The sequence below is a fragment of the Bacillus sp. AM 13(2015) genome (assembly GCF_001518755.1).
GTDB classification, from domain to species: Bacteria; Bacillota; Bacilli; order Bacillales; family Bacillaceae; genus Bacillus; species Bacillus safensis.
Map to the genome: position 1 here is coordinate 13,015 of NZ_LKCP01000039.1, position 11,894 is coordinate 24,908.

13 protein-coding genes and 1 pseudogene are annotated in these 11,894 nt (G+C 42.7%); 13 read left to right on the forward strand and 1 reads right to left on the reverse strand.

Annotated features, from left to right (window positions below; genetic code table 11):
• Positions 1–19: 19 nt before the first annotated feature.
• Together AOQ70_RS04980 and spoVM are read left to right on the forward strand one after the other, a co-directional pair.
• Positions 20–663, forward strand: a pseudogene (locus AOQ70_RS04980) (thiamine diphosphokinase).
• A 71-nt stretch (positions 664–734) separates the two neighbouring features.
• On the forward strand, positions 735–815 hold the full coding sequence (gene spoVM / locus AOQ70_RS04985) for a stage V sporulation protein SpoVM (RefSeq protein WP_008354550.1): 81 nt from the start codon (positions 735–737) through the stop codon (positions 813–815).
• 69 nt (positions 816–884) lie between these two features.
• Here the strand turns inward: spoVM and rpmB are convergent, their stop codons facing one another.
• Positions 885–1,073 carry a 50S ribosomal protein L28 gene (gene rpmB, locus AOQ70_RS04990; protein ID WP_003212514.1) on the reverse strand — a complete coding sequence of 63 codons (189 nt, stop codon included), beginning with the start codon at positions 1,071–1,073 and terminating at the stop codon, positions 885–887.
• Between the two features lie 271 nt (positions 1,074–1,344).
• Here rpmB and AOQ70_RS04995 point away from each other — a divergent pair, with 271 nt between their 5' ends.
• From AOQ70_RS04995 to rnc, 11 genes are all read left to right on the forward strand, one after another.
• Positions 1,345–1,707 (forward strand): Asp23/Gls24 family envelope stress response protein, encoded by a 363-nt coding sequence (locus AOQ70_RS04995; protein WP_008344871.1) that lies wholly within the window; start codon positions 1,345–1,347, stop codon positions 1,705–1,707.
• A 15-nt stretch (positions 1,708–1,722) separates the two neighbouring features.
• Complete coding sequence (locus AOQ70_RS05000) at positions 1,723–3,396, forward strand: DAK2 domain-containing protein (protein ID WP_059375070.1); 1,674 nt, start codon at positions 1,723–1,725, stop codon at positions 3,394–3,396.
• A gap of 148 nt (positions 3,397–3,544) precedes the next feature.
• Positions 3,545–4,207: an L-serine ammonia-lyase, iron-sulfur-dependent subunit beta gene (gene sdaAB / locus AOQ70_RS05005; RefSeq protein ID WP_024424201.1), complete on the forward strand. Its 663-nt coding sequence runs from the start codon at positions 3,545–3,547 to the stop codon at positions 4,205–4,207.
• A 20-nt stretch (positions 4,208–4,227) separates the two neighbouring features.
• Positions 4,228–5,130: an L-serine ammonia-lyase, iron-sulfur-dependent, subunit alpha gene (gene sdaAA / locus AOQ70_RS05010; RefSeq protein ID WP_024424200.1), complete on the forward strand. Its 903-nt coding sequence runs from the start codon at positions 4,228–4,230 to the stop codon at positions 5,128–5,130.
• Positions 5,108–7,156, forward strand: a complete 2,049-nt coding sequence (gene recG / locus AOQ70_RS05015) for an ATP-dependent DNA helicase RecG (protein WP_059375073.1) — start codon at positions 5,108–5,110, stop codon at positions 7,154–7,156. The genes sdaAA and recG overlap by 23 nt, the downstream gene beginning before the upstream one ends.
• 112 nt (positions 7,157–7,268) lie before the next feature.
• Entirely contained in the window at positions 7,269–7,835 is a 567-nt protein-coding gene (fapR, locus tag AOQ70_RS05020; RefSeq protein ID WP_024424199.1) for a transcription factor FapR, read from the forward strand.
• A gap of 15 nt (positions 7,836–7,850) precedes the next feature.
• Positions 7,851–8,849, forward strand: coding sequence for a phosphate acyltransferase PlsX (plsX, locus tag AOQ70_RS05025; RefSeq protein WP_024426965.1), 999 nt, complete (start codon positions 7,851–7,853; stop codon positions 8,847–8,849).
• Positions 8,850–8,864: 15 nt separating this feature from the next.
• Positions 8,865–9,809 (forward strand): ACP S-malonyltransferase, encoded by a 945-nt coding sequence (gene fabD / locus AOQ70_RS05030; RefSeq protein WP_047202149.1) that lies wholly within the window; start codon positions 8,865–8,867, stop codon positions 9,807–9,809.
• Positions 9,809–10,552, forward strand: coding sequence for a 3-oxoacyl-[acyl-carrier-protein] reductase (gene fabG / locus AOQ70_RS05035; RefSeq protein WP_039178486.1), 744 nt, complete (start codon positions 9,809–9,811; stop codon positions 10,550–10,552). The genes fabD and fabG overlap by 1 nt, the downstream gene beginning before the upstream one ends.
• Before the next feature lie 81 nt (positions 10,553–10,633).
• Positions 10,634–10,867, forward strand: a complete 234-nt coding sequence (gene acpP / locus AOQ70_RS05040) for an acyl carrier protein (protein ID WP_008344853.1) — start codon at positions 10,634–10,636, stop codon at positions 10,865–10,867.
• Between the two features lie 181 nt (positions 10,868–11,048).
• On the forward strand, positions 11,049–11,792 hold the full coding sequence (gene rnc, locus AOQ70_RS05045; RefSeq protein ID WP_008344850.1) for a ribonuclease III: 744 nt from the start codon (positions 11,049–11,051) through the stop codon (positions 11,790–11,792).
• The last annotated feature ends 102 nt before the right edge of the window (positions 11,793–11,894 follow it).

The following is an 11,894-nucleotide window of genomic DNA, read 5'->3' on the forward strand; positions in this document are numbered from 1 at the left end:
ATGGAGAGGAGCGTATATCATGCACATACATATCGTAGCCGGCGGTCCTTTTGAATACATTCCGCCCCTTGAACATGAAGCATCACAGGATGATATTCTCTGGGTTGGTGTAGACCGGGGAACGCTCTTTTTACTAGAGCATGGCATCATGCCTGCCAAGCTTTTGGTGATTTTGACAGTGTGACAGAAGAAGAGCTTTGCGAGCTGAAAAAGAAATTGCCTGCCTTGAATGTATTTCAGGCTGAAAAGGATGAAACCGATTTAGAGCTTGCGCTGAACTGGGCCATGCGCCAGCATCCAGCGCATATTTACATCTACGGCATTACAGGAGGGAGGGCTGATCATTTTCTAGGAAATATTCACCTTCTATATCAAGGCATTCAGCACAAGCAGAACATGACTCTTGTAGATAAACAAAATATCATTCAAATGTTTGGGCCTGGTACATACGAAATCAAAGAAGACCCTGATAAAAAATATGTGTCGTTTCTGCCCTTTGGTACATCGGTTGAAAAGCTGACATTAAAAGGTTTCAAATATCCTCTGAAAAATTGTCATATTGAGCCTGGTTCCACACTATGTATTAGTAACGAACTCATCCACTCAAATGGTACTTTTTCTTTTCATGAAGGCATATTAATAATGGTAAGAAGCAAAGATTGACCAACCTATCAATGTGGATGGCTGATTAAGCTCAATTGTGCTGCAAGCGGTACTTTTAGGAGGGGGACAAAATGAAATTTTATACAATCAAACTGCCTAGATTTCTTGGCGGCATTGTCCGTGCGATGCTTGGTTCATTTAAAAAAGATTAATGAGTAATCTCCTTTATTTCCACATAAAAACGCCTGCTACAGTTTATTGTAGCAGGCGTTTACTCTTGCTTATACACGCTCAACTTTACCAGATTTCAAAGCTCGAGCTGATACATATACTCTTTTAGGCTTACCGTCCACTAGAATACGAACTTTTTGAAGGTTCGCGCCCCATGTACGTTTTGTAGAGTTCATTGCGTGAGAACGGTTGTTCCCAGCTTTTGTTTTTCTGCCTGTAATAACGCATTTACGTGCCATTTGTTTCCCTCCTAACTGCGAAAACATCATCATATTCTTCATATACGTACTTAGAGATGCCTCAAGATACTTTAATAATTTACCACAGCTTCAAGGGGTTTGCAAGGATTGTTTACTCCTCTTTCAAGAAAAATACCTTGACATCTTGATAAAAAATCAAGGCTATAGTATAAGTAGGATTGGGTCGGATTGAATGATTTCTTTTAAAAAGAAGGGTCTTATAGTAAAATAGTGATAACTCAGGGCAATTTCTCAAAAAGGGGGAACCAATGTGTCCATTGAACTTAGAACGAAATACGGACAAATTGATATATCAAATGAAGTCATTGCAATGGTGGCAGGAGGCGCTGCGATCGATTGCTATGGTATTGTTGGCATGGCGTCCAAAAATCAAATCAAGGACGGTTTGACGGATATTCTCCGCAAAGAGAACTTCAGCCGGGGTGTTCTTGTGCGTCAAAAAGAAGACCGCATTCATATTGATATGTACATCATCGTCAGCTACGGTACAAAAATATCAGAAGTCGCACATAATGTTCAAACGAAAGTCAAATACACGATTCATCACACAATTGGACTTTCTGTTGACTCGGTCAACATTTATGTACAAGGAGTAAAAGTTACGAACCCGTAGTAAGGAGGAAATATATTGTCTATTAGAAATCTTGATGGCCGCTCATTTGCAAAAATGATTCTTGCAGGTGCTCACCATCTTTCTCAAAACGCACAAATTGTGGATGCGTTAAATGTTTTTCCAGTGCCAGACGGAGACACGGGGACAAATATGAATTTGTCGATGACTTCAGGGGCAAAAGCAGTTGAAGAAACAAATACCGATCATATTGGGAAGGTCGGCGTGGCTCTCTCGAAAGGGTTATTGATGGGCGCAAGAGGAAACTCAGGCGTGATCCTGTCACAGCTCTTTAGAGGTTTCAGTAAACATATTGAACAAAAAGAAACGATTGATGCAAAAGAATTTGCTCTTGCCTTACAGGCGGGTGTTGATACAGCATATAAAGCCGTGATGAAACCGATTGAAGGAACCATCTTAACGGTTGCAAAGGATGCAGCAAAGAAAGCGGTTGCTGTTTCAGCGGCAGAAGATCAAATTGACCGCGTTCTAGAGTTGACGATTGAGGAAGCAAGAGCATCACTTGATCGAACGCCAGATCTGCTTCCTGTCTTAAAAGAAGTGGGTGTTGTCGATAGTGGAGGTAAAGGACTTCTATGCGTATATGAAGGTTTCCTTGCTTCATTAAGAGGAGAAGAGCTTCCTCCTAAAGCGGCTTCTTTACCGACGCTAAAAGAACTTGTCAGTGCAGAGCATCATAAAAGTGCGCAAAGCCATATGAACACAGAAGATATCGAATTTGGCTATTGTACTGAATTTATGGTGAAATTTGAAGAAGACAAACAGTCCTTTGATGAGAATGCCTTCAGAGAAGACTTAAGTGAATTCGGAGATTCACTTCTTGTAGTGTCTGACGATACACTTGCGAAAGTTCATATTCATGCAGAGCAGCCGGGAGATGTTTTATCATATGCCCAGCGCTACGGCAGCTTGATTAATATGAAAATTGAAAACATGAGAGAGCAGCATAGCTCAATCGTAAACGAAGAAAGAGAACATGCACCTGCTGCACCAAAAGCACCTGCTGCTGAAAAACAGCGCTTTGGCGTCGTCAGTGTCGCAATGGGAGAAGGAATTGCTGACTTGTTCAAAAGCATCGGAGCTTCCGTCGTCATTGAAGGCGGGCAGACGATGAATCCGAGCACAGAAGACATTGTCACAGCAATAGAAAGCGTACATGCCGAAACCGTCTTTATCTTACCTAATAATTCTAATATTGTCATGGCAGCTAAACAGGCGGCAACTGTCTCAAACCGTGAGGTCGTTGTCATTCCGACGAAGACCGTTCCTCAAGGAATGTCGGCACTTCTTTCTCTCAATGAAGCAGCTTCAAATGAAGATAACGAAAGAGCGATGCTAGAAGCGATTGACCATGTGAAAAGCGGGCAAATTACCTTTGCAGTAAGAGATACTCAAATTGATGGAATCGACATTGCGAAAGGTGACTATATGGGTCTGTTCAACGGGAAAATCACCTTAACATCGAAAAATCAATTAGATGCAGCAAAAGAACTTCTCGCCAAAATGGTGACAGAAGATGATGAGATTGTCACCATCATTAAAGGGGAAGATGCATCAACTGATGAGCTGGATGCGTTACAAGCCTTTATTGAAGAAACATTTGAAGATGTAGAAGTTGAAGTCCACGATGGAAAACAGCCGCTTTATTCATATATTTTGGCGGTTGAATAACGAAAGAAGGGCAAATAAAGCCCTTCTTCTTCTTTTGCAATTTTTTACTAGCCATTCCACGGTGAAATGAGTTGCGGGAAACGAATGAATCCATTAGTCTAAAGAAAGAACCAAACCATACGTGAGTGGTGATGAGAGGGGAAGACCTATGAAATTTAGAAGTGTGTTTGATATTATTGGACCTGTCATGATTGGGCCATCAAGTTCGCACACAGCGGGTGCGGCTCGTATCGGGAGAGTAGCTCGCAGCTTATTTGGAAGAGAGCCGAAACGAATTGTCGTTTCATTTTATGGTTCCTTTAAAGATACGTATAAAGGACACGGTACAGATGTCGCCATTATCGGCGGTGTTCTTGATTTTGATACATTTGATGAACGAATCAAAACAGCGATCGATATTGCTAAAAGCAAAGAGATCGATATTGAATTTAAAGAAGAAGAGGCAGTGCCGGCGCATCCAAATACAGCAAAAGTAGAGATTTCAGATGCGAACGGAAGCCTTGAATTAATTGGCATTTCTATCGGCGGAGGTAAAATTGAAATCACAGAATTAAATGGCTTTGAGCTCAGGCTTTCAGGGAATCATCCTGCCATTCTTGTGGTTCATAACGATCGCTACGGGACGATTGCGGCAGTTGCCAATGTCTTAGCGAAATTCGCCATCAACATCGGTCATATGGAAGTGGCACGTAAAGATGTCGGGCAAGAGGCACTGATGACGATTGAAGTAGATCAAAATATTGACCCAGCGGTCCTATCAGAGCTTGAAACATTGCCAAACATTATTCAAGTCACACAAATTGCAGAGTAACAACAAGGAGGTTATGAATGATGTTTAAAAACGTCAAAGAACTCGTGCAGCTAACAGAAGAACGGAATACCTCCATTTCAGAAATTATGATTGTGCAAGAAATGGAAGTGACAGGGAAGTCACGTGAAGAAATTTTCTCCCAGATGTACCGCAACCTAGAAGTGATGGAGCAGGCTGTTGAAAACGGGCTGAAGGGTGTGAAATCATTATCAGGGTTAACAGGCGGAGATGCAGTCAAACTTCAAGCCTATATCGCATCAGGCAAAACGCTGTCTGGTCATACGATATTAGATGCTGTTAGTAAGGCTGTTGCAACAAATGAAGTCAATGCCGCAATGGGAACCATTTGTGCAACGCCTACAGCAGGCTCAGCAGGTGTTGTACCAGGTACGTTATTTGCAGTGAAAGAAACATTAAAGCCAACAAAGGAACAAATGGTCAGATTCCTGTTTACTTCTGGCGCATTTGGTTTTGTTGTGGCGAATAACGCCAGCATTTCTGGTGCAGCAGGCGGCTGTCAGGCAGAGGTAGGTTCTGCATCAGGTATGGCAGCAGCAGCTATTGTCGAAATGGCAGGCGGTACACCGCAGCAATCTGCAGAAGCGATGGCGATTACACTCAAAAATATGCTTGGACTTGTTTGCGATCCAGTAGCAGGACTTGTCGAAGTGCCGTGCGTGAAACGAAATGCAATGGGTGCATCTAACGCTATGATCGCAGCAGACATGGCGCTTGCCGGCATCACTAGCCGCATTCCTTGTGATGAAGTCATTGATGCGATGTACAAGATCGGTCAAACGATGCCAACAGCTCTTCGTGAAACAGCACAAGGCGGACTCGCTGCGACACCGACAGCAAGAGAGCTTGAAAAGAAGATTTTCGGAGGTGTGACCTCATCTCGTGATACAGAAACTGCAAGATAATGTCTCTGTCCTGAAGGGGATTGGAGAGGAAACCGAAAAAACACTCAATGAACTTGGAATCTACACAGTAGCCGATTTACTCGGCTACTTTCCTTATCGATATGACGACTATGAGCTTCGTAACTTAGAAGAAGTAAGGCATGACGAACGAGTCACAGTTGAAGGGAAAGTAAATAGTGAGCCCGTTCTCACCTATTATGGAAAAAAACGAAGCAGGCTGACATTCAGGCTGCTTGTCGGGCGTTTTCTCATTACAGCGATTTGTTTCAATCGTCCATATTTAAAACGAAACCTTGTGTTAGGTGATACAGTTTCCGTCACAGGAAAATGGGATAAAAACCGCCAATCTATCATGGTCCAGGAATTTAAAAAAGGAACGCACGAGCAAGATGGCAGTATAGAGCCCGTTTATTCAGTAAAAGAAAATGTGACCGTGAAAATGATGAGACGCTTTGTGAAACAAGCCTTGTCACTTTATGTAGACAAAGCTGAAGATCCATTGCCAAAGCAGCTTGTCTCTGCTTATAAGCTCATGTCCTATCAGGAAGCGTTAAAAACCATTCATCTCCCAGAGACAAGAGACTCGCTCAAGCAATCAAGACGACGTTTTGTGTACGAAGAATTTCTCATCTTTCAGCTGAAGATGCAGGCGATTAGAAAGAAAGAACGAGAGAGAACATCAGGCATCCAGCATCCGTTTTCCAAAGAGGCTGTTTTTGAGTTTGTTCACAGCCTGCCATTTCCACTGACGAAGGCACAATCAAGAGTGCTTGATGAAATCATGTCAGACATGGCGTCTCCATATCGAATGAACCGTCTGCTTCAAGGAGATGTAGGTTCAGGGAAAACAGCTGTTGCAGCCATTGCGCTTTATGCCGCTCATTTATCAGGTTTTCAAGGTGCATTAATGGTCCCAACAGAAATTTTAGCAGAACAGCATGCGGATTCGCTTTACCAGCTGTTTGAAAAATGGGGACTGAATATCGCCCTTTTGACAAGCTCTGTGAAAGGAAAGCGCCGCAGAGAATTGCTTGAACGTCTAAAAGAAGGCGAGATTGACATTTTAGTCGGTACCCACGCACTCATCCAAGACGAAGTCGAATTTCAGCAGCTCGGTCTAGTCATCACAGATGAGCAGCACCGGTTTGGCGTAGAGCAGCGGAAAAAACTGCGAAGTAAAGGGCAGGATCCGGATGTCTTGTTTATGACTGCTACACCTATTCCACGAACACTTGCGATCACTGTCTTTGGAGAAATGGACGTATCCGTCATTGATGAATTGCCAGCTGGCAGAAAACAAATCGAAACGTATTGGGTGAAGCATGACATGCTTGAGAGAATTCTTGCTTTTGTGGATAAAGAGCTGAGAAAAGGCAGACAGGCATATATTATTTGTCCGCTCATTGAAGAATCAGACAAGCTTGATGTCCAAAATGCGCTTGATGTCCATAGCATGCTGACTGAAGCATACCGCGGTAAATGGTCAATCGGTTTAATGCATGGGAAACTGGCAAGTGATGAAAAAGATCAAGTCATGAGAGCCTTTACCGCAAATGAAGTGCAAATTCTTGTTTCAACCACAGTCGTTGAAGTCGGGGTCAACGTGCCGAATGCAACCATCATGGTTATTTATGATGCAGACCGCTTCGGATTGTCTCAGCTTCATCAGCTAAGAGGGCGGGTCGGCCGGGGAGAGCATCAATCATTTTGTATTTTAATGGCTGATCCAAAGTCAGAAACGGGAAAAGAGCGGATGCGGATCATGTCCGAAACAACCGATGGCTTTGAGCTGTCTGAAAAGGACTTAGAACTAAGAGGGCCCGGCGACTTCTTCGGTAAAAAACAAAGCGGGATGCCCGAATTTAAGGTAGCAGATATGGTTCACGACTATAGAGCGCTGGAAACGGCTAGAAAAGATGCGGCAGACCTTGTCCAATCGGACGCCTTTTGGACTGATCCCGAATACAAAGAACTCCGGCAAACGCTGATAGACAGCGGTGTGCTGGGAGGAGATAAATTAAGCTGATCAAACGCTGGAGGAATTTTCTTGTCTTTTTGAAACAAGGATTGATTTATCATCTATGAGATTATATACTACTATTAGTACCTAGTCATAAATGTACGGATGGTGTCTGCATATGAAACTAAATAAAAAAGAACGTCAAAAGCTCCTCCAGCAAACGATCAGCTCGACTCCATTCATTACTGATGAAGAATTGGCAAGTAAATTCGGTGTCAGCATACAAACGGTTCGTCTTGATCGTTTAGAGCTGTCGATCCCTGAATTACGCGAAAGAATTAAGCATGTGGCCGAAAAGACATTAGAGGATGAAGTAAAATCACTTCCACTGGATGAAGTGATTGGAGAAATGATTGATGTAGAACTTGATGACCAAGCCATTTCCATTTTAGAAGTGAGAAAAGAGCATGTATTCAGCCGAAACCAAATTGCCAGGGGACATCATCTCTTCGCCCAGGCAAATTCGCTGGCAGTTGCCGTCATTGACGATGAACTGGCTTTGACAGCAAAAGCGAATATCAGGTTTACAAGGCAGGTGAAACAAGGCGAAAGAGTCGTCTCTAAAGCCAAAGTAGCCTCACATGATAAAGAAAAAGGAAGAACCGTAGTTGAAGTAAACAGCTATGTTGGTGAGGAAGTTGTCTTCTCAGGTGACTTCGTCATGTATCGCTCAAAACAAAAGTAAAAGGTGGCACGTAATATGAGAATTGCAGTCGATGCAATGGGGGGAGATCATGCCCCTAAAGCCATTATTGACGGTGTGCAAAAAAGCTTAACAGCATTTTCAGATATCGAGATTACACTTGTCGGCGATGAAAACAAAATCAAACCATACATAACAAACAACGATCGCATCACGATTTTAGATGCAAAAGAAGTCATTGAACCGACGGATGAACCAGTGCGTGCAGTCAGACGTAAAAAGGATTCATCTATGGTGAAAATGGCGCAGGAAGTTTCCGAGGGACGAGCAGATGCCTGCATCTCAGCAGGAAATACCGGCGCCCTCATGACAGCTGGGCTGTTTATCGTAGGCAGAATTGACGGTATTGACAGACCAGCCCTTGCCCCAACTTTGCCAACACTGGATGGCAGCGGCTTCTTATTACTAGATGTTGGTGCCAACGTTGATGCAAAACCAGAGCATCTCGTGCAATATGCCATGATGGGATCCATCTACGCAGAGCGTGTCTTCCCAAAGAGCAATCCGCGTGTTGGACTGTTAAATGTAGGAACAGAAGATAAAAAAGGCAACGATTTAACGAAAAAAACCTTTGAATTATTAAAAGCATCAGACTTGAATTTCGTAGGAAATGTAGAGTCCCGTGACTTATTAGAAGGTGTTGCTGACGTTGTTGTCACAGATGGTTTCACAGGAAATATTGCGCTTAAAACAATTGAAGGCACAGCCCTTTCTGTCTTTAAAATGCTGAAAGAAACATTAACATCCAGTTTCACAGCAAAAATAGCAGCAGGCATGATGAAGCCGAAATTGATGCAGATGAAATCTAAAATGGATTACTCCGAATATGGCGGTGCCGCTTTATTTGGTTTAAAGGCACCTGTTATTAAAGCGCACGGCTCCTCTGATGAAAATGCCATTTTCCATGCAATTCGTCAGGCACGTGATATCGTCGAAAAAGACGTTTCAGCTATCATTCATCAAGAAGTCCAAAAAGAAACGACGAAAGAGTCTTAATGGAGGTAAAGCAGCATGACTAAAATTGCATTTTTATTCCCTGGCCAAGGCTCTCAAAAAATTGGCATGGGAAAAGATTTATTTGACCAAGAAGCAGTATCTAAAGCTGTATTTGAAGAAGCAGACAACACCCTCGGGTTTGATTTATCTTCTATGATTTTTGAAGGGGATGCAGAAGAACTGACGCTCACTTATAACGCGCAGCCAGCTCTTTTAACGACAAGTATCGCCATCTTAAAGAAATTTGAAGAGAGCGGAATTAAAGCAGATTATGCAGCAGGACACAGTCTTGGCGAATACACTGCCCTCGTTGCAGCAGGCGCACTTTCGTTTAAAGATGCTGTTTATGCAGTCAGAAAGCGCGGAGAATTAATGAATGAAGCTGTTCCAGCAGGAGAAGGCGCCATGGCAGCGATTCTCGGCTTAGACAAAGCGGCACTTGTCGAAGTGACAAAAGAAGTGACAGAAAGCGGTCACCTTGTAGAGCTCGCTAACTTAAACTGTCCTGGTCAAATCGTCATCTCTGGTACAGCAAAAGGGGTAGAACTTGCTTCAGAGAAAGCGAAAGAAAAAGGCGCAAAACGTGCAATTGCTCTTGAAGTGAGCGGACCTTTCCATTCTGCATTAATGAAACCAGCTGCTGAAAAATTTACAGATGTTTTGTCAAAGCTGGATATTGCGGATGCCAAAACTCCGGTCATCTCAAATGTAACAGCAGACATCGTGACATCTCGTGATGACATTGAGACAAAGCTCATTGAACAACTGTATTCTCCAGTTCGTTTTGAAGAAAGTGTGGAACGCCTCATTGATCTAGGCGTCACAACATTTATTGAAATTGGTCCTGGCAAAGTGCTTTCAGGTCTTGTGAAAAAAGTGAATCGCCGCCTGACGACGATTTCCGTTTCAGATCAAGAAACAATTGAAGCAGCCATTCAAACACTCAAGGGGGATTCTTGATGCTTACAAATAAAACAGCCGTTGTAACAGGAGCATCACGCGGGATTGGCCGTTCCATCGCGATCGATCTAGCGAAAAGTGGTGCAAATGTTGTCGTGAACTATTCTGGAAACGAAGCAAAAGCAAATGAAGTCGTAGATGAAATCAAAGCACTCGGCCAGCAGGCATTTGCAGTTAAAGCTGATGTCTCAAATGCTGAAGAAGTACAAGCTATGATGAAACAAGCGATTGATACCTTTGGTTCAATTGACATTCTTGTGAATAATGCAGGCATCACAAAGGACAACCTGCTCATGAGAATGAAAGAGAATGAATGGGATGATGTTATTAACATAAACTTAAAAGGTGTCTTTAACTGTACAAAAGCCGTGACACGTCAAATGATGAAGCAAAGAAGCGGAAGAATTATCAATTTGGCTTCAGTCGTTGGTGTGTGTGGAAACCCTGGACAAGCAAACTATGTTGCAGCAAAAGCTGGCGTCATCGGATTAACGAAAACAACAGCTAAAGAGCTGGCAACTCGTCACATTACAGTGAATGCAGTAGCACCAGGCTTTATTTCAACAGATATGACAGACAAGCTTGATGACAATGTACAGACGGAAATGCTTAAACAAATCCCGCTCGCACGCTTTGGTGCACCTGAAGATATTAGCAATGTTGTTGTCTTTTTAGCTTCAGAAGGAGCAGGTTATATTACAGGCCAAACCATCCAAGTAGATGGCGGAATGGTCATGTCCTAAGAAATATCAAAATTTCATTAGGTTTTCTCTAGTTTTTTAAAAACGAATCAACTATAATACTTTGAGGGGAGGTGAAAGGCAATGGCAGACGTATTAGAGCGTGTATCAAAAATTATTGTAGACCGCCTTGGCGTTGATGAGGCTGACGTGAAAATGGAAGCTTCATTTAAAGAAGATTTAGGCGCTGATTCCCTTGATGTAGTTGAGCTAGTTATGGAACTTGAAGATGAGTTCGATATGGAAATTTCTGACGAAGATGCTGAAAAAATTGCAACAGTCGGTGACGCTGTGAACTACATAAATAACCAGCAATAAGCGTAACAAAGTCCCGTCTACTTTCGACGGGACTTTGAAAATTTATGTTAGTTTCAACACATTCAGCTGATCAATTGTCAGCCTTTTTCAGATGCTGGGAGCAATGTTTCCCTGCATGTAGAAAGAGAGACTCCATATAATCAATATCCTTAAAGGCGATTACGCCTACCTGGAGGTTGCTATGCCAAAACAATATAAAGACAAACAGAAACAGAGCAAAAAACTAGAGCAATTTAGAGAATTCCAGCAGCGCATTTCTGTACACTTTAAAAATGAAAAGCTTCTATATCAAGCTTTTACCCATTCCTCTTATGTGAATGAACACCGGAAAAAGCCATACGAGGACAATGAAAGACTTGAATTTTTAGGAGATGCTGTTTTAGAATTGACCATCTCTCAATTCTTATTTGCAAAATATCCAGCGATGAGCGAGGGAGATTTAACGAAACTAAGAGCGGCGATCGTATGTGAACCGTCACTTGTATCACTAGCACATGAGCTATCCTTCGGAGACCTTGTTCTTTTAGGAAAAGGCGAAGAAATGACAGGCGGTAGAAAACGTCCAGCACTCTTAGCGGATGTATTCGAGGCGTTTATCGGCGCACTTTATTTAGATCAAGGACTGGAGCCAGTTGAACGGTTCCTAGAAGCGTACGTTTATCCGAAAATTAATGATGGAGCGTTCTCGCACGTCATGGACTTTAAAAGCCAACTGCAAGAATTTGTGCAGCGCGATGGAAAAGGTGTGCTTGAATACCGTATCCTGCATGAAAAAGGCCCTGCACATAACCGGGAATTTGAAGCAAATGTATCCCTTCGAGGTGAAGTGCTCGGAATCGGAAATGGACGCTCTAAAAAAGAAGCAGAACAGCACGCTGCACAGGAAGCACTTGCTAAATTGCAGAAACATCATATGAACCAATAAAATCCCCCTCGTTATTCAGGGGGATTTCACTCTGTTTTCCATCATCTTTTTACACTTCATATGGTAAGATGATAGTACTTTAAATACATAAGGAGGATCACT